This window comes from Shewanella sp. Scap07 (genome assembly GCF_013394145.1).
Classification (GTDB): Bacteria; Pseudomonadota; Gammaproteobacteria; order Enterobacterales; family Shewanellaceae; genus Shewanella; species Shewanella waksmanii.
In genome coordinates, this window is record NZ_CP041329.1 from 4,401,892 (window position 1) to 4,420,061 (window position 18,170).

18 protein-coding genes are annotated in these 18,170 nt (G+C 46.3%); all 18 read right to left on the reverse strand.

Features of this window, described 5'->3' with window-relative positions:
- Positions 1–42 precede the first annotated feature (42 nt).
- Complete coding sequence (locus tag FLM48_RS19405) at positions 43–624, reverse strand: nucleoside triphosphate pyrophosphatase (RefSeq protein WP_179025799.1); 582 nt, start codon at positions 622–624, stop codon at positions 43–45.
- 2 nt (positions 625–626) lie between these two features.
- The gene (mreD, locus tag FLM48_RS19410; protein ID WP_028775045.1) at positions 627–1,115 is read right to left on the reverse strand and encodes a rod shape-determining protein MreD; all 489 of its coding nucleotides are present in this window, start codon (positions 1,113–1,115) and stop codon (positions 627–629) included.
- Positions 1,112–1,996 (reverse strand): rod shape-determining protein MreC, encoded by an 885-nt coding sequence (mreC, locus tag FLM48_RS19415; protein ID WP_028775046.1) that lies wholly within the window; start codon positions 1,994–1,996, stop codon positions 1,112–1,114. The genes mreD and mreC overlap by 4 nt, the downstream gene beginning before the upstream one ends.
- Positions 1,997–2,109: 113 nt before the next feature.
- Positions 2,110–3,159 carry a rod shape-determining protein gene (locus tag FLM48_RS19420; protein WP_028775047.1) on the reverse strand — a complete coding sequence of 350 codons (1,050 nt, stop codon included), beginning with the start codon at positions 3,157–3,159 and terminating at the stop codon, positions 2,110–2,112.
- A 220-nt stretch (positions 3,160–3,379) separates the two neighbouring features.
- On the reverse strand, positions 3,380–7,543 hold the full coding sequence (locus tag FLM48_RS19425; protein ID WP_179025800.1) for a DUF6701 domain-containing protein: 4,164 nt from the start codon (positions 7,541–7,543) through the stop codon (positions 3,380–3,382).
- Entirely contained in the window at positions 7,536–8,006 is a 471-nt protein-coding gene (locus tag FLM48_RS19430; RefSeq protein ID WP_179025801.1) for an MSHA biogenesis protein MshP, read from the reverse strand. The genes FLM48_RS19425 and FLM48_RS19430 overlap by 8 nt, the downstream gene beginning before the upstream one ends.
- On the reverse strand, positions 7,996–8,826 hold the full coding sequence (locus FLM48_RS19435; protein WP_179025802.1) for a prepilin-type N-terminal cleavage/methylation domain-containing protein: 831 nt from the start codon (positions 8,824–8,826) through the stop codon (positions 7,996–7,998). Before FLM48_RS19435 ends, FLM48_RS19430 begins: the two co-directional genes overlap by 11 nt.
- Positions 8,826–9,377 carry a prepilin-type N-terminal cleavage/methylation domain-containing protein gene (locus FLM48_RS19440; protein ID WP_028775050.1) on the reverse strand — a complete coding sequence of 184 codons (552 nt, stop codon included), beginning with the start codon at positions 9,375–9,377 and terminating at the stop codon, positions 8,826–8,828. Before FLM48_RS19440 ends, FLM48_RS19435 begins: the two co-directional genes overlap by 1 nt.
- On the reverse strand, positions 9,367–9,819 hold the full coding sequence (locus FLM48_RS19445; RefSeq protein WP_179025803.1) for a type II secretion system protein: 453 nt from the start codon (positions 9,817–9,819) through the stop codon (positions 9,367–9,369). The genes FLM48_RS19440 and FLM48_RS19445 overlap by 11 nt, the downstream gene beginning before the upstream one ends.
- 166 nt (positions 9,820–9,985) lie before the next feature.
- A complete protein-coding gene (locus FLM48_RS22865) occupies positions 9,986–10,507 on the reverse strand; it encodes a type II secretion system protein (protein WP_179025804.1) in 522 nt (173 codons plus the stop codon).
- 139 nt (positions 10,508–10,646) lie between these two features.
- Positions 10,647–11,177, reverse strand: coding sequence for a prepilin-type N-terminal cleavage/methylation domain-containing protein (locus tag FLM48_RS19455; RefSeq protein WP_179025805.1), 531 nt, complete (start codon positions 11,175–11,177; stop codon positions 10,647–10,649).
- Between the two features lie 14 nt (positions 11,178–11,191).
- Positions 11,192–11,734, reverse strand: coding sequence for a prepilin-type N-terminal cleavage/methylation domain-containing protein (locus FLM48_RS19460; protein ID WP_179025806.1), 543 nt, complete (start codon positions 11,732–11,734; stop codon positions 11,192–11,194).
- Positions 11,735–11,775: 41 nt separating this feature from the next.
- A complete protein-coding gene (locus tag FLM48_RS19465; RefSeq protein WP_179025807.1) occupies positions 11,776–12,393 on the reverse strand; it encodes a type II secretion system protein in 618 nt (205 codons plus the stop codon).
- 68 nt (positions 12,394–12,461) lie between these two features.
- Positions 12,462–12,959 carry a hypothetical protein gene (locus FLM48_RS19470; protein WP_179025808.1) on the reverse strand — a complete coding sequence of 166 codons (498 nt, stop codon included), beginning with the start codon at positions 12,957–12,959 and terminating at the stop codon, positions 12,462–12,464.
- A gap of 18 nt (positions 12,960–12,977) precedes the next feature.
- Positions 12,978–14,198 carry a type II secretion system F family protein gene (locus FLM48_RS19475; RefSeq protein ID WP_179025809.1) on the reverse strand — a complete coding sequence of 407 codons (1,221 nt, stop codon included), beginning with the start codon at positions 14,196–14,198 and terminating at the stop codon, positions 12,978–12,980.
- A gap of 2 nt (positions 14,199–14,200) precedes the next feature.
- Positions 14,201–15,961, reverse strand: coding sequence for a GspE/PulE family protein (locus FLM48_RS19480; protein ID WP_179025810.1), 1,761 nt, complete (start codon positions 15,959–15,961; stop codon positions 14,201–14,203).
- The gene (locus FLM48_RS19485; RefSeq protein WP_179025811.1) at positions 15,958–17,268 is read right to left on the reverse strand and encodes a lipopolysaccharide assembly protein LapB; all 1,311 of its coding nucleotides are present in this window, start codon (positions 17,266–17,268) and stop codon (positions 15,958–15,960) included. Before FLM48_RS19485 ends, FLM48_RS19480 begins: the two co-directional genes overlap by 4 nt.
- On the reverse strand, positions 17,265–18,170 hold the full coding sequence (locus FLM48_RS19490) for an ExeA family protein (protein WP_179025812.1): 906 nt from the start codon (positions 18,168–18,170) through the stop codon (positions 17,265–17,267). The genes FLM48_RS19485 and FLM48_RS19490 overlap by 4 nt, the downstream gene beginning before the upstream one ends.

Consider the following 18,170-nt stretch of genomic DNA (forward strand, 5'->3'; position numbering starts at 1 on the left):
AACACCTGATCATATCGCAAGCCTTAGCGATATGGCTCGGCGTTACAAAATGGCAAATTCAGCTAATAGTTGCCGAGTCTCAACCAATGGCAGCCCTACGACTGCAGAATAACTGCCTTCAATGCGGGCTACAAAACTTCCGCCTAACCCTTGAATACCATAGGCGCCGGCTTTATCCATTGGCTCTTTAGTCGCGACATAAGCTGCTACGTCTGCAGAACTTAATTGACTAAAGGTCACCAAGGTTGTCACCACAACATGTTGCGTTTGCTTACCATCGGTCACCGCGACAGCTGTCATTACTTGATGCTGCTTACCCGACAACGACGCTAACATACGTTTTGCATCTTCACTGTCTTTGGGTTTACCTAACACCTCATCTGCCAATACCACAATGGTATCAGAGCCAATTACCACCGCTGATTCTTGCGCCGTTAACTCATAGCCCGCGAGTGCCTTTTCTTGAGCTAATCGAGCAACAAATGCTGCTGCGCCCTCGCCAGCTTGCAAGGTTTCATCAATATCAGCAGCTAAAGATGTAAAACTAAAATCCTGATTAAGAAAGCTCAACTGCTGCAACAGTTCACGTCGCCTAGGCGACGCGGATGCTAATACCAATGACATACTTAGCGTACCTTATACAAACGCCTGACACGGCGTAAAATCCAAAATACCCACCACCAGATAAACAAGCTAGAAATCGCGGGCCAAAAAAGAGAAGCATCAAACGTGGCGCTGTCGACAACAAACTGCACCCAAAACACAATTAAATGGTACAAACTAACAATACAAGCCACCATCAAGGATTGTTGCCACATAGGGAAATTACGTAAACGCTGAAAATGAAGCACGACAACGTAAATCACCAAAGCCATCGCTAATGAGCGAATACCAAGATGGGCGCCGAGCAAAATATCAAGCAGTAATCCAAGTATCCAGGCAGTTAAGATGTTATACCTATGGGGTAATGCCATGGCCCAATAGATTGTGACTAGCAGCAACCAGTCAGGTCTAAAGCCTTCAACAAGGTCTGGCAAAGGCATAATTTGAAATAGCATTGCCACTAAAAAGCTCAGCCAGACGACCCAACGGCCATTAGGAATATGCATGCTCACTGGCTAGCCTCCGGCGTTGAATCGGTTACCATTTCAGCGGAGTCAAGTTCTGCTTCTCGCGCTTCCTCTTGCACATCAGGCCAAAGCAGCAGTAGATATCGAATGCGATCTAAGGCAGCCAATGGCTGAGCCGAGACAGTGGCATAGTTTTGACCATCATCTTTGACTACATTCATGACTCTTGCGACGGGATAGCCCTCAGGAAAACGATTACCTAAACCCGAAGACACCAATAAATCTCCTACGCGAATATCGGTACTTTTGGCAACGTGCCGTAGCTCTAGTTCATCAAGCACACCTGTACCATTGGCAATCATCCGCACGTCGTTACGGGTCACACGCACAGGAATGGCATGAGCAGGATCGGATAGCAGCAACACGCGGCTGGTCAAGGCACTCACTTCAACGACTTGGCCAACAACACCTTGGGCGTCAACAACGGGCTGACCAACAAATACGCCATTGCGCTCACCATGGTTAAGCACCACATAATGCCGATATGGATCACTGGCCACCTCCATCACTTCGGCAACGACTTTCTTGGCATCCATATGCACAGGGGAACCAAGCAACGCCCGCAACCGGTCATTCTCTTGGCGCAGGTGCTCAAATCGCTGTAAACGTTCACTCATTAGCAACTGTTGGTTTAACAGAGCTTGATTTTGCTTAGCTAACATATCGCGGGTGGCAAAGCTTTCAGCAGACCAATCGAGCATGGCTCCGGGAATGTTGGCAACAAATTGTAGTGGACTAAGGAGCGAGGAAACAGACTTTCTGGCGGGCTCTAATTTATCATTGGTCAGCAGTAGAAGTACCGACAGTAGAATCGCTAAGGTCAGGCGAAATTGGTTTGAGATACCACGAGCAAAAATGGGCTTCATAAAACACTTAAGGCAGCTTGAATTGACAACCCTGATTGATACATAAACATAACATACTTAGTTGGTGTTTAATATCAAGGGGCTGCCAGCTCAACGCTGCCTGCTAAACAAAATTAATTTTCGTCGGAGAATAGATCGCCGCCGTGCATATCAATCATTTCTAGTGCTTTACCACCGCCACGTGCAACGCACGTTAACGGGTCGTCAGCAACCATAACTGGAATCCCAGTTTCTTGCATCAACAGTCGGTCAAGATCGCGCAACAACGCGCCACCGCCAGTTAATACCATACCGCGCTCAGAGATATCCGATGCAAGTTCTGGTGGCGACTGCTCTAACGCGACCATCACTGCACTAACAATACCTGAAAGGGCCTCTTGCAATGCCTCTAAGATTTCATTGCTATTTAGGGTGAAGCTACGAGGTACACCTTCTGCAAGGTTACGACCGCGTACTTCAATTTCCAACACTTCATCACCTGGGTAGGCGGTACCGATACTATGCTTAATACGCTCGGCTGTGGCTTCGCCCACTAAGCTACCGTAGTTACGACGTACGTAGTTGATAATGGCTTCATCAAACTTGTCACCACCAATGCGCACTGACGATGAATACACCACGCCATTAAGTGAAATGATAGCGACTTCAGTCGTACCACCACCAATATCAACCACCATTGAACCTGTTGCTTCAGAAACCGGCAAACCCGCACCTATTGCAGCAGCCATTGGCTCTTCAATGAGATAGACCTCACGGGCACCAGCGCCCATGGCAGATTCGCGGATTGCACGGCGTTCAACTTGAGTTGCGCCAACAGGTACACAAACCAGAACCCGAGGGCTTGGACGAAATACACTATTGTTGTGTACTTGCTTAATAAAATGCTGCAACATTTTTTCGGTAACATAGAAGTCGGCGATAACACCGTCCTTCATTGGGCGAATCGCTTGAATGTTGCCCGGCGTACGCCCCAACATTTGCTTCGCTTCTGTTCCTACAGCTGCTACAGACTTTTGTCCACCACTACCGCGCTCGCCACGAATAGCCACAACTGATGGCTCGTTTAATACGATGCCTTCCTCGCGAACATAAATAAGAGTGTTAGCGGTACCCAAATCGATCGATAGATCGTTAGAAAAAATGCCACGCAGCTTTTTGAACATGTAACCAGCCTGTCTCAGTGGAGTCGGAAAAATAAAAATCAGGTAACTTTATCAATGCCACCCTGATTCCACAAGCGTCTTGAGGTTAACATTTGCTAATCCAGCGATTTTTTTTTAATTCCAACTAAAAAGAACAAAAAACAAACAGGTTACCGAGAAGTTTTACCTAAATACGCCAACAAACTGTCAGTATTCAGTTGGTTTGTCATGCCGGAACTCTTTAGCGCACTTCACGCCAAAAAATCACTTTATCATGGCCTCTGTAGGTACCCCAAAATCCACTGGCCCTAGGGTCATACAAGGTGGAACCAGCACCATCCCAATTCCAATACCATTTAAGCCAAGGTGCAACGTGTTGCTTCAATGGCACTTCCCCAGTGGTATTAGGTACCTGAAAGTAGATATTACCGACACCATTGCTGATAGTTGATGATTGGATAAGCAAACTCGGTTCAACAAAAGCATCAATTTCTGGGAACCCATTGGGGTAGTCCATAAACAACCCAGTCTCTGGTATTTCCGAATCATCGACTGATGCCAGCGTATTGAAAACCGAACAACTGTCATCGGTATTGGTGATCCAAGTCGGATTGCCAGACACAGCATCAACTGCAGAAACATATTCAGTCCGTAGAGGCAAACGCAAGCTTTCTGATTGCGGACCGTAGCCATTGTCCAGCACTAGGCGACCATATCGTTGCCCAATGTTTTTATCTTCGCCTATGTTGGTGAAGGTATAACTCAAACAACTCCCGTCATAGTCGGCTTTATAACAAATGCCATCTGCGTCGGTGACATCTTCAATGGCTAAGGTTAAATCAAACAATGCGTCAAAAGGTGCAACTGGCGCGGTACTGCGTTGATACTTCACGGTACTACTGGCGAGGTAGGCGCTGTTTGCCGTTAGTGTTAAGTAGGCAACACTGCCTGACAATCCCGGCGCTTCGCCATCGACCACAGTCGCTACAGTACTTTTATCGGTATAACTGCGCCCGCTCCATTGATTTTGCGCAGCAATGTCTTTATCCATATAGCGCCACCAATCACCATTTTGATAATTACTGGTTATCGCCCCAGATTTCGCATGACCAATAACTTCAATCTTTGGCTGTGCCCCAGCAGCATAGCTCATTGGCTGGTCCATATAACTAAAGCTGCCGCAAGCATCATCTAATTCGGGAGTATTGGCACTAATAGCTAAATACGCAGGAGTAAAACGGCCAAAGATTTCACTACTGTAATTTTCTTTAGCAATAGTCATATCAAAGTAAACTAAATCTTTACTGAGCTGCGCGGTTACCGTACCCACTTCATTCCATGTTTGCAGGACTTGCTCAGCGGATTCACCACTGGCTAAAGCAAAGTCGATACTGGTAACGCCAAAAGAGCTACTTGCACCATTGCTGGGTTGATGAACTTGGGGGTTAATTGCAATCGCCGAGTGTTCAAAATTTTGCAACGCGACATTGTCAGAGAAATCACTATCGCCTTCTGACTCCCACTTAACAGCTTTAACCAGCATCGTAAAATCTTCACCGGATTTAGCTAATATTTGGCAGCTCGCATCATAGGGATCGCCAGCGCTGCAGGTACCATTGTTAGTAGCATTATAAAAATGAAAACCGGCGGGCGCGGCAACAAAATTGTCTTGATGTTCTAATAAGACCGATTCGCCATCTTCAAGCACTAATACATGAGAAGCAGCCAGACTGACCTGACCCGCCTCTGGGTAGGTAGCCTGTAACCGGGCAATACCATTGGCGTCAAAGCTAACATCAAGGCTTGCTGAACTGCCCCCATCAATGCTTTCAGACACGGCGACACTATTAAGACTCGCTAATGTCAAAGCAGCTGGGTTGTTCACAGAGCTGGGATTAAGGTAATCAAAGCTAAAATCGACTGTTTTAGTTTCACTACTAAATAGTGGGCCACACTGCTGAGTTTGCGTGTCTTTAGCTACTGCAAATAATTGAAATTCATCTGTCGTTTTGCCCGCTAGCGTATTTGGCACATCAAAATAAAAACCGTTATCGTCAAAGGTAAGTAGACATTGATCAATATTGGCAACTTCAACACCATCAATAAAGCAACGGTAAGGTCCACTGGGCGAAGTCGCCCCTAAACCAACCTTCACCGTACCGCCATCACCATGCCATAAATCTGCCGCTGGAACGGTTTGCCCAGTAAAGACCTCGGTACTATAAAAGGTATCATTCTTAGTCAGTTCAACGCTTGCAGTCACTGAAGTCAAACTCGTGCAGTCATCATTAGCGCAACTGCGAATAGTGATAGGTTTAGCAGCGCAGCTTAGTGCGCCAGAACTAAACTCAATGCGGTAATGATTAACCGCTGGCGGCTCTGGGGCATACTCAAAGGCAAAATAACCAATATCTTCAGCCAAATGATTTCTATCATTGTCAGAGTATTGGTCTTCATCAATAACAAAGCTAAGGGTACCGCTGAAATCATCTTTCAAACAGCGACGTGTCCAGCCACCATCGCCCCCACGGCGTGCCATCTTACTCGCGATGGTTAACGGTTGAGCGGGATAACTGTTTTGATAACTATTATTAAAATCGCACTGCTGATCTAACCTGCGAGTCCTATTGCCATCACCATGATTTAACGCTATGGCAAATTCGTAAAGCACTGCTTCACCATTAACCGTCATGGTGCCACGCCCCAACCCGGCTACATAACCTAAGGTCTCAGCGGTGGTAATATTGCCCGCGATTTCCGAAGTTTCAATGGCGATATCAAACTCGTCGCCATCACTGTCAACATTGTTCACCACGGGTGTGATAAAACGGTTATTGTTTCGGGATAATGTTTGTGCGACTACAGTGGGTTTGCTACCAAACTGATGATTAAACTCGACATCCTCGTAGCCTCTACCAGAAGCAGGCAATCTGCGGCCTTGATACTCAATGGTATCGACTTTGTCGGCTTGCAGGGCGCTGCCACGGCTCAAAAAACGATACCCTGGCTCCATAACAAAATAGTCGATATCCACCATGGCTTTGGCATCGGTGCTGCTGCGTGGCGGATTGTCTTGTAATATGCTCACAGAGCCATGATTAGCAGCATAGCTGCTTATACGTACATCAGACGGACCATCAAAACGAGCATCGGAACCATCGATGCCATTGATAGTAGGCATCAGCAATACAACGGGAGCAGTGTCATATTGATTATCAAACTCAATGGTTGCGTTGCCACTGCCATCTAAGGTCACACGACCAAACTCAAATTCAGGGAACGGACAAGTCAGGTAGGCGCTACTCGGCACTCTAACCAAGCTCGATGACGATGGTAGTTGCCAGTAGAGATCATAAGCCTCCTGCCCTTCAGCTTCATGGTAACGCACTTCTAACTTATGAGTTCCTGCCTCCAGCCCTATAGTGCCGGTTTCACAGGCACCATCACAGGCATCATTGTCGCCATACCTAGCCACCACCACTTGGTCATCAATCAATAGCTCAATGGCATCATCACTATCGACACCAAAGGTATAAACACCCGATTCTGGCACCTCAAGATAACCTTCAAATAAACCTAAATAGTGGTCAGCTTGACTGCTATGCGGGTTTATTCCAGAACCACTGCCGGAGATATTGGTTTCAATCGACTCACCAAGTTGCTCGGTGGTTTTCTTTACCGTGTCAATCAAATCGTTAAAGCGTGCATGATTTTGCGGGCTACTTGTACCCCAGTTGGTTGCATCGTAGGTACGATAAGTCACGCCGGCTATGCCATCTTGCTCAGCAGGGCATTGCAGTGGCACCGGCGGTAATAACGGCTCTTCAGGCCCGTTTTCACACATGCCGCCAAAATCAGCATCTTCAATGGCATCAGGGTCAAATTCCACATCACCATTTCCCGATATATCTAACGCTCCACCCGATGCAAGCGCACCATCTATGGACGCATTACCACTCAAACTCACTGAGCCAGCCACATATACAATACCGTTAATAAAGTTCTGACCAGCCACGCTTAAGCTACCACGTACGTAGATAATCAAATCTTCGGTATTCCCAAATTCGTTTAAACGAGCTTGGTTTAACGTCAAACTATCAAAATATAGGCGCGTACTTGCACCATCAGTGTTGATGTAGTTACCTTGACTAAAAGTACCAGCGGCAAAATTATAATCACCAGGGGTAAAATCATAATAGGCTGGTGTACATATTCTATTCTGACCTTGCTTACGACAGGTTAAGTTTCCCAATGACGGGCCAATATCACTGGGTGGCTGCATGCCATTAGGAAAGTGATTACCGCTAGGTGGGTCGGTAAAAATCTCGTCACACTGAGGGACAGCCATGACCGAAAATGGCAACAAACAAACCAGCGCTATGATGGCTAATAATGGCTTAATCACGGGCCTGCACCTCCACTTCGCGGCTCACTCGCAAGCAATCTTCTGCGCCACTGGCACAACCGCTGCTCTCACAAGACGCACGGCTGGTGATGCGATACTGAGTTTGACTATCAAAATTTTGTACTACACAGCTATAAGTTACACTGCAATTGGCAAAACCCACCTCGTTAGGCGGTGTCCAGGTTTGATTTAACGCACAAGCGCCTGTACTGCCGTCAATAGGCAACAATTGTGACAGCGCAAAATCGGCGCCGCTGTTCGCCGCCGCTAACGCTCGCGTTCCCCACACTTCCAGGTTGACCTGCTCATCGGCATCACGGACAACATTAATTAAAGTCGCCGACATCAAAAACATCACGGTGATAATAAAAATGCCGATAACCAAGGCGCTACCGCGCTGACCACGAACTTTAGTCATCGCCTGAGAGCGAGATAATCGACTACGCTGATAGCTATGGGACATTAACCACCTGCACTTGATGTTGATATTGGAACTCTTGTAAGTTCACGCTAAACAGCGGCGTCAGTTGCACCACAGCATTATTTCTTAAAGTGGCATTGGTAAAATGTATTGGCGGTTGTGAGCTTATATTATTCACCACGTTTTCCGCCATTAGCACCCCATTTCCCATCACTGCGGGGCCTGGCTGATCTTGATTAAATTTGTTGTAACCTTGATAGCGGCGAATGGCACCATCACTTTCAAAACAATAACTCACCGCATCAGCAATCATAAAATACCGCGATTGTGGCGACGCTTCTTCAAACTGGACTGCTTGGTCAAAAGTAATGGTATTGGCAGCAACTGACTGCACATTAAAAACTCGCCCAGCTGCGGCGCTTGGATCGGCCTCATAAATGTCAGCAGAGCTTAATGGATAAACCACCATTTGGTCAGCAGATGACAAAGGAGCTTGCGGCAGCATCACACTAGCTGTACTACTGGCTGGCAATGGTGATATTGGCAGTTGGGTGTAAGATGCACTCGCCGTGATAGGCACAAACTCGATACATTGATAATTTGCCCCATTGCTTGTCACCCGGATGCTTTGTGGCAGCGCATTGCGTATTTCGCGGGTCATGCGTTCAATGGCGAAGCGGCTTTGACTTAACACTTGGTCAACCGATGTTGAGTCGACAAAAATACGCGTACCCAACAAAATGAAACTACTCACTCCAATAACCAATATCCCCAAAATGATAATCACAGTCACCATTTCTACCAAGGTAAAACCCTGACTGGATAATTTAAATGGTTGAGGTCTACTCGTTAATCTCACCATCAGTAATTACTCCTGACAGCATTGAAACGAATTAACTCACCGCTTGGCGTTGTGACATCAATGGCGATCAGTTTGGCGCTTTTATCACCGTAAGGGTAAGTCACTGACACCGCCAGTTCATAGTTTGGATATTGCGAAGCGTAGCTTTCAGTGGAGTTAAGCATCAAGCTGGCTTGATTCAAACCATGGTAGTCATCAACATCGTTAAAATCATTTCTTGCGATACTGCCGCCGCCATCGCCAAAATCAACTTCATCGGTACAAGGTAAGCCTGCGGGTATCCCTAAATCTAAGTTTGCGACGGCATCACAGGCAGGCACGCCACCATTAGCATTAGTATTGCCATCATAACGTTTGGCCCAAATCTCATTTAATAGCGAATGAGCTAACTCAGCAGAGCGAACTCGATGTAAAGTCTCACTGGCTCGCTCAGCCTGGGGAAATAACATACTGGTAAGCATCACCATCGCGATACCAATCACCACCATGCCTACAACGAGCTCAACTAACGTAAACCCGTTATTTGATTGCTCAAGCTTGCTAACGCCCATGAATGTAGCCCTGACTTTCTATCGTCAAAGTCAAACTGTCATCAGCCACAACATCGATACTGCAACCGCCCGCGCAAGCGGTTATTGTGCCACTGGTAGTAAACTGTAAAGCAAAGTTTCTCGCACCACTAAGCTTCAAGCTTGTGCCGTTGTGCAAAGGTTGTGGATCACGATTTCTAACAGAGGTGGCGCAATCAGACTGCAATACTAAAGTTTGGTACTGGCTGTCATCGACATTAATACGATAGCAACGATCTTGATTGTTCATCGCCATTAACTGTACTTTTCGCAGCTCAGCAATAAACTCATCACGCAGAGTAAACGCACTGTAATTTGACGTGGTAAATAATCGCGGTAATACCGTCACCGCAAGAATTGCGATTAGAATAATGGTGGTCACCAGCTCCACTAAAGTAAAGCCTGTATGCAATGACTGCTTCATGATCTGTTGACTACGCGCTCCCCCAATTGAGCTTGCTGTTAGTATGCCAAACTCGGTTAAGTTTTTATACGTAAAATAATGGCTTAACCTATATTACTGGGGCCTTAAGCGATGCAAAATATCATAAGGCTAACTCATTCTTGACGGCTTGATATCTATGACGCTATCAGCAGCCAGTTTCGAGTACCTCATAACTAGGCGGGGTGATCACGCCGGCATCCTCTTCGGCCTCATTGTAAACAAGTCGGCAATCCCCATTAGCTGCTTTGCCTTTAGGCACAATCGTAAAGGTATTTCCGGTAGAGCGCAGCCCCCAGTCCTCTGTAGCTAGAACTCCGTTACTGGTTAGCAACTCGAACGTCATGTCCATTGCCAGCTCTAAGTTATCTATGGTTGTTTGTTCATCACCAAAGCTTTTAATGTAGCCATAGTCAAGTTCAATAAAAACACCCGAAGACAGTTCGACATCTTGGTTGCCCTCAGTTTCAAGACCTTGGATGCTCGCCTTGGAAAGCACTAAAGTGTTCGCCGCTTGCAGTGCGCCCTTGACACCATCGAGGGTTGAGGCTCTTGCATCACTTTGTAGATTAATAAACTTAGGTGCGGCGACAACAGCTAAAATACCTAAGATGATGATCACTACCACCAACTCAATAAGCGTAAAACCTTGGCCTTGTTTGTTGCCCATAATCCGTTCCTTTTTATTACCCAGTAAACCTAGCTTAATATAGAACTCGGTAACTCGCTACAAATCATCAACTTGTTGATGGATTTTGCTAACAAAAAAGCCTGCATCAGCAGGCTTTTTATTTATTCCATTTGGTTACTTAACAACCGGTAGTAACACTTGAAATATCAAACGTACCGGCTGTGGCACTCGTTAACGCATTTTCATATTTAACATAGCAGGTACCAGGATCTGTGCCTGCTAGTGGGCTTACCACCCCTTGTGGATAGAAGTAAACAATACCAGTTGCGGTATCGTATACCCACTCAGTGGTATCATCATCAGCTGATTCGAGTGATACATTGATATCTAGCATGTTAGCTAAACTATCAGTCCAAGCAGCAGTCGCATGACCATAATTTAATAGTACTGTTGTATTTGCAGAATCAACAATAACACTTGGAGGAGGGGTCGCTGTACTGCCTTGCTTTTCATTGCCGGCAATAAGCGATTTAGAATAAACCAAACTATCGGCGCCTTTAACAGCAGCTTCTAAACCAGTAACAGTAGATGCACGCGCATCAGATTGCAGATTGATAAACTTAGGTGCAGCGGTCACCGCCAAAATACCTAAGATAATAATCACTACAACCAGCTCAATTAACGTAAAACCCGATTGATTATTTCTCATATTTATATTTCCTATTAACAGCCTGTATCCACAACTGCATATTGTGCTGGTTGAGAGACTGAACCGGCTTGAGTATATAGAAGGTGACAAGCATCGGCAGCCGTACTAGAAGCGGTTTTTCCTTGTGGTACTAACTTAAATGTTGTCGCCGTAGAGCGAACGCCCCACTCTTCGGTAGTCACGACAGTGGTGTCATCAGCAAGCGCTTGAAACTGCATATCTAATGCTTTTTCAAGGTTAATCACTACATCTGCAACCGTTGCACTGCTATCTAAATTACCAAATGCAGTCGTCACAGTGATGTCATTTGTATCATCGGCATCGCCTAAGTCATCTATGATAACTGTACCAGTAGTGTTTTCTTTACCTTGAATAGCCGCCTTTGAATAAACCAAGGTATTAGCTCCTTGCAGCGCACCTTTTACACCTTGCACAGTTGATGCACGCGCATCCGATTGCAAGTTAATAAACTTAGGTGCAGCGGTCACCGCTAAAATACCTAAAATAATAATCACTACAACTAATTCAATAAGCGTGAAACCGTTTTGCTTATTCATGATATTTCCTCAAAAAATGCTACGCGCAAATAATAAATAGCTTAGTTAGTAAAACTCACTACTGTACCGGTACCTGGGTTATAGGTAATACCCTTACCCACATTCAAATCAGGTGTAGGTGAAGCCACGCCAGTAGTTTGATCTAAAGAAAGTGACGCAACTTGATGGTATACACACAAATCAATACCCGTTACGGTATCGCCATTAAGGTCTGTGGCATCACCACCTACACCGTCTAAGAATCTTACGGTATAACGCTGGTCACGTGCATCTTCGGTGTATTGCACGTTGCGTGGTGGGCTTTGTAAAATACTGTTGAATACCTGCTGACAACGGTTGTCATTCATAGCGGTAACATCAGTACCATTGGCGCCGGTTCCCGTAGGAAAACCAAAGCGTGTATCCAGCGAAACACTGGTACCATCAAGAATAACACTGTTGTTATTGCGACCATCAACTTCCCACTGGGCGCGAACAAAGCCAACAGCAGTAGCAAGACCGCCTGAAACACCATCAACACTGGCATCTTCTGCATCTTCAGTGACATTTAGAAAACGTGGAATAGCCGTTGCAGCCAATAAGCCTAGAATGACAATGACAATCACGAGTTCAATTAACGAGAACCCCGATTGTTTTTTAGCTAACTTACTTAAATGCATTTATAAAACCCCCATATGATATTTCATAATTCTAACAGTTAACTCAATTTTAGAAACCTTTGAATTGACTAAATTTCCTCATTAGTCAAAAAAATTACACGCCCGGATGTGAGCTGATAACTTATTCGATCGTTATTGTTAGCAATATAGCTACAAACATCTCTTTTTGGGCCGACCTCAATTACAATTTGTTGCGAGTGGGTGTCACCACCTAATAATTGTTGCCATAATTGCTCACAACTCGATTCATTCACGTTGTTAACGGTTGGCCAACCACCGCGGTTTATCTTAACAAGCTGCTGATCTTGGCCATCGGTCACGTCAGTAAACTGCCAGTCTAACCGCATCATCTCGGGTCGGCCTTTGGCTAACCATTGCGCCTTAATCATGCCCAACACGTTTAATAACCTTGTATGTTCAACGACTAAGCCTTGAGCCGACACTTGCTGAACCGAACCTAAGTAACGGAATCCTAATATCGCCAATACAATCAACAGCAAGATCAATGCCACCAATTTGGCATACACCTGCATTAATTCGCCATCGGCTTTTTGCTGTTGTTGCATGGTTACGGGCGCCCCATACTATTGACCGCCCTTAACCACGTTGAGCATATCCCACATCGGCAGATAAATACCCAATGCCAGTATCAATACAATACCGGCGACAAAACCGATCAATATCGGCTCGAGTTTGGCCGTTAAGTTCTTAAGGTCATAATCGACCTCGCCTTCATAAAAGTCTGCCGCATCGTTAAGTAGTTGGTCAATCTGGCCTGTCTCTTCTCCCACCGCAACCATTTGCAATACCAGCGGGGTAAATAAGCCACTTTGATTGGAAACCCGTAACATAGAATCACCGGACTCAATGCCTCGGCGCATAGCGACAATACTGTCATGCATATAAGCGTTATCCACCGCATCAGCCACTAGACTCAGCGCTTGGGTCATTGGTACACCCGCGGTCAACATCATTGAAAAACTGCGGCAATAGCGCGACAGAGTTGAACGCTCAATAATACTCCCCACTGCCGGTATTTTCAGTTTCCAGCGATCCCACTGTCTCTCGCCCTTCTCGGTGCTGTGCCAATAGCGAATACCCACAAATATGCCAGCCAACGCCACTAACATGAAATGCCAATAGTTAACGAAGAAATTAGAGGTGTTGATAAGCAGCTTAGTAGCCCAAGGTAGGTCAGCACCAAAGCGGGAGAACATATCAGCAAACTTAGGTATTACCATGATGTTAAGCACCACCATGGCCAGCGCTACGGCAATCAGTACAAAGATTGGATAACGCATCGCTGCTTTGATCCGCCGGCGAGTTTCTTGCTCACGCTCAATATATCCAGATAACTGAATGAAGGCGTCTTCTAAGCGACCAGTGTTCTCGCCCACATGCACCATAGACACAAACAAGGCATCAAACACATCAGGGTGATGATTCATTGCCGATGAAAGTGGGCGGCCCGATGTTAATTGCTCAGAAATATCATTGAGTGCATCTTTCATTCGCTTTGAATGCGTCGTTTCTGACAACCCAGCAATAGCACGTAGAATAGGGATGCCAGAACGGGTCAACGAGTACATTTGCCGAGTAAATATTTGTAACTCATCTAAGCCAACTTTACCTCTAAACAAGCTAGCTATATCAAAGTCGCGTTTAGGTTTGGCTTCATTGAGCTCTAGCGGAATCACGGCCCGGGACATCAATTGATCGGCGGCGGCACTTTCATTAGACGCATCTAGCTCGCCAGTCACCTGCTGGCCTTGTGCGTTGCGACCTCGATATTGATATATCGGCATGATTACTCCTCAAGCCCTTGCTTAGCAAAGACTTCATCAGATAACGGCGTCGCAATATCAGACACATCTTCTACCAATTTGGCTACCTCTTCTATGGTGGTCATCCCTTGGGCTAGGTAGTTCAACGCCGACTCCGCTAACGGGGTGAAGTTTGGACTTTGATGGGCAGCTCTAGCAAAGTCTTGCGGATTACCCGTACGCATTGCATCTATCATCTCATCATCAAGCTCTAAAATTTCAAACACACCAATACGGCCGCGATAACCACTACCATTACAATGCTGGCAGCCTTGGCCTACTTTGAATGTCGCCTGGGAGAAATCCATTTTACTGACGGTGCTTAACCAGACTTTATCTTGCTGGCTAAGCGCATAATCTTGGGTACAGTTCTGGCATACACGTCTAACAAGGCGCTGTGCAATGATCACCCTTAGCGCACTAGCAACCAAATAACTCGCAGCGCCCATATCAAGTAAACGCAACGCACTGGTTACGGCATCGTTAGTATGCAAAGTGGATAAGACAAAGTGACCCGTTAGTGCGCCTCGCAAACCTATCTCAACGGTTTCTTGGTCACGCATCTCACCGACCATAATAATATCGGGATCTTGACGCAAGGTCGTACGCAATACGTTAGAAAAGTCGAGACCAATTTTATGATTAACTTGCACTTGGTTGATCCGTGGCAACTGGTATTCCACTGGATCTTCAACGGTAATAATTTTTCGATCGGCGGTATTGAGTTCACTCAATACTCCATACAAGGTTGTGGTTTTACCGCTACCCGTTGGGCCGGTAACCAGTAACATGCCATGGGGACGCTTAATCTGCTTTCGAACCCGTGCCAAAATATCTGCCGGCATACCGGTCTCGTTAAGAGTCAGCAGACCTGCCGACTGATCAAGCAAACGCATAACCACTGACTCGCCATGATAAATCGGCATGGTCGACATACGCACGTCAATCTTATGCCCTTTGATCTCCATGTGAAAACGACCATCTTGTGGCAATCGTTTCTCTGAGATATCCAGTCCAGCCATCAGCTTTAAGCGCAGCACTAAGGCCGCAGCAATATTGGCCTCGGGCAGAGTATTCTCTTGGAGCTGGCCATCAATACGTTGCCGAATACGCAGCACTTTTTCACCGGGCTCAATATGAATATCAGACGCCCGCATTTGCACTGCATCTTCAAAAATAGACTGCAGTAGCTTAACAACTGTGGTTTCATTGTCGCTATCGGCATCGGTTAAGCTCGCCAGATCAAATTGATCATCAGCTGCATACTCTTCTTCTAACTTACCGGCAATTTGGGCAATTTCATCGGTACGACGATACAGATTGTCAAAGGCATCGAGTAGCTGGCTTTCTGTTACTACCGCAATGGTTAACCGCTTCGGCATCAATTGCTCTTCAAGGTTATCCATCGCCTGCAGATCGGCAGGGTCACTCATGGCAACCAAAACGCTATCATCGTTATCTTCTACAACCAAAGCACGGTAGCGACGGGCTTGCACCTCGGGTAACAGATTGACGACTTCAGGTTTAATCGGACGCCTACTGATATCTAAAAATGGAATGTTGAGCTGTTGCGACAAGAACTGCAGTAATTGCTCTTCAGTAATACTGTTGAGATCAATCAAGGTACGGCCAAGCTTTTTACCGGAGTTCTTTTGCTCACTGAGGGCTTGCATCAATTGAGCTTCACTGATGATGTGCTCTTGTACGAGCAGATCACCCAGGCGCATCTTTAACTTTGGTTTCACTCAATTTCTCCTAACTGCGCTAAGCGAGATTCAATATAATTGACCGCTTCACCTGATAAACCACGTTGCGATAATGCTTGCTGATAGGCGGCTTTTGCCGAGACATAATCTTGCTGGGCATCTAGTGCATAAGCTAGTCCCATCCACCAACGCGCTTGTTGCGGCTCCATACGCGCTAACTGACGATAGCTGTCTGCCGATAACGAATACTGCTGAGATTTCTGTGCGAGTACACTCTGTAGTGTCAGCTTTTGCTTTAAATAGCCAGCTTGATCTGGCACTCGGCTCAATGCATCTAACGCCAGTTCATAACTTTCGCCCGCTTCATAAACCTTAGCCGCTAACAATGCATATTCGTAGTGTTGTGGATACAAGGTAATGCCCTGATTTAGAATTTGTACCGCCAACGATAACTGCCCTTGACCATAATATAGTGCAGCCAGTTGTTTACGTGCCTGATGCAAACCATTATTGAGCTGCAGCGCCTCGGCATAATACAGCTCAGCATCGGGTTGCAACCCTTGATTTTCAGCCTCTGTCCCCAAGGCTAAACGCTTGTTAGCCAATTGTGCATTGGTGAGTTTGACCTCTTTTACCGCCATAGTGCCAGTTGCACGTGGTGAGTTAGCAACAGAGCTATTGGCACGGGGAGAGCTCACAACCGTCGCTGTAGATTGTTTAGTTGTAATGGGCTGCTTTTCAACTGGAGCAGTAACCTCGATTTGTTGCCTATCTGGGCGCTCTGCTATCTTTAGTGTCGGCGCGGGGTCATCGGTCTGCCGTTGATTGTCAGGCTGTGTTTGCTTGACGACAGACTCTTCAGTATTAGTCAGCGTTTTACTCGCAGGGATCGGATCACCTGCTGAAGGCTCTATGTCCGCTGAAGGCTCTTTTCCTGCTGAAGGCTCTTTTCCTGCTGAAGGCTCTTTTCCTGCTGAAGGCTCTTTATCGGCTGAGGGCTCTTGGTTAGCTGAAGGCTCTTGATCGGCTAAAGGCTTTTGTCCTGCTGAGAGCTCTTTATCCGCTGAGGGCTCCTTACCCGCTAAGGGCTCTTTAGCGACGGTATGACTCGCAGGTTGAGCAGATGCGAGGCTGTCAGTTTGAGTTTGCAGCTTGATTTGCTGTAGTTGTTGCCAGTTAATCACCACACCAATGAGTAATAACAAGCTGACCAGTGCCAATAAAATCCAAGGTAGACGGCTGCTGGGCTTACTATGGTATTGCAGCGGAGCATTGACGACATCTTCAACGGGATGCCCTTGCTGACGCTTATCTAAATCTTTGAGCATGGTATTTATAACGCTCATATTGTGCCCCCACGCCAAAACTGGCTGGCTAAAATCGCGCTAATAATTACCGTGATCACCACGATCAAAGGCCAAAACACTTTGGCGCTATGCTCGGCATCTTCTGTATCAATAACCGCAGCTTTAATATGCTTCCTATCGATATTGATCGCACCTTCACCAAAGGCCACCAATAGTGCCTTGTGAGCCAATATGTTAATTAAGCGTGGGATCCCTCTGGCAGACTTAGCAAGATAACGGCTATTGCGAGCCGAAAAAAGTTCGCCAGACTGGTGACCCGCCACCCGCAATCTATGGTGCAGATAAGCTTGCGCCTCATCATCGGTTAACGGCCTTAACTGATAGCTAAACGTGATACGTTGTCTTAGCTGACGAAACTTTTTCAAACTTAGGCGTTCATCGAGTTCCGGCTGGGCAAACAGCACCACTTGCAACAACTTACGACTCTCTGTTTCAAGATTAGTAAACAAACGCAGTGCCTCTAAGCTCTCGTCAGGCAACGCTTGCGCTTCATCGAGAACCAGCACAATCGAATGTCCATGCGCCGACAGTGCCATTAACTGCTGCTGGATCAAACTGGTCAGCTGCTGCTGATCGATATTGGCAGAGTATTTTAAGCCCAACTCAGCCGCCACCGCCCAACGTAACTCATCAGGCGTTAAGTAGGGATTGGGCAAATAGGCACAATGAAAACGTTTCGGTAACTCATTAATGAGCTTTCGACATATCAAAGTTTTACCTGTGCCCACTTCACCGGTGACTTTGATAAAACCTTCACCTGTTTGTAGCGCGGTTTGTAATACTTGCAATGCCTCAACGTGGGGCGCGAGTCCAAAAAAGAACCCGGTATTAGGGGTCAATGAAAATGGCGTTTCCGCCAACCCAAAATGTTGCAAATACAA

Bases quoted from the DNA above. Each gene is read 5' to 3' on its own strand.
- FLM48_RS19405 (WP_179025799.1), bottom strand. From the start codon at position 624: ATGTCATTGGTATTAGCATCCGCGTCGCCTAGGCGACGTGAACTGTTG.
- mreC (WP_028775046.1), bottom strand. From the start codon at position 1,996: ATGAAGCCCATTTTTGCTCGTGGTATCTCAAACCAATTTCGCCTGACC.
- FLM48_RS19420 (WP_028775047.1), bottom strand. From the start codon at position 3,159: ATGTTCAAAAAGCTGCGTGGCATTTTTTCTAACGATCTATCGATCGAT.
- FLM48_RS19430 (WP_179025801.1), bottom strand. From the start codon at position 8,006: ATGTCCCATAGCTATCAGCGTAGTCGATTATCTCGCTCTCAGGCGATG.
- FLM48_RS19435 (WP_179025802.1), bottom strand. From the start codon at position 8,826: ATGGTGAGATTAACGAGTAGACCTCAACCATTTAAATTATCCAGTCAG.
- FLM48_RS19440 (WP_028775050.1), bottom strand. From the start codon at position 9,377: ATGGGCGTTAGCAAGCTTGAGCAATCAAATAACGGGTTTACGTTAGTT.
- FLM48_RS19445 (WP_179025803.1), bottom strand. From the start codon at position 9,819: ATGAAGCAGTCATTGCATACAGGCTTTACTTTAGTGGAGCTGGTGACC.
- FLM48_RS22865 (WP_179025804.1), bottom strand. From the start codon at position 10,507: ATGGGCAACAAACAAGGCCAAGGTTTTACGCTTATTGAGTTGGTGGTA.
- FLM48_RS19455 (WP_179025805.1), bottom strand. From the start codon at position 11,177: ATGAGAAATAATCAATCGGGTTTTACGTTAATTGAGCTGGTTGTAGTG.
- FLM48_RS19460 (WP_179025806.1), bottom strand. From the start codon at position 11,734: ATGAATAAGCAAAACGGTTTCACGCTTATTGAATTAGTTGTAGTGATT.
- FLM48_RS19465 (WP_179025807.1), bottom strand. From the start codon at position 12,393: ATGCATTTAAGTAAGTTAGCTAAAAAACAATCGGGGTTCTCGTTAATT.
- FLM48_RS19470 (WP_179025808.1), bottom strand. From the start codon at position 12,959: ATGCAACAACAGCAAAAAGCCGATGGCGAATTAATGCAGGTGTATGCC.
- FLM48_RS19475 (WP_179025809.1), bottom strand. From the start codon at position 14,198: ATGCCGATATATCAATATCGAGGTCGCAACGCACAAGGCCAGCAGGTG.
- FLM48_RS19485 (WP_179025811.1), bottom strand. From the start codon at position 17,268: ATGAGCGTTATAAATACCATGCTCAAAGATTTAGATAAGCGTCAGCAA.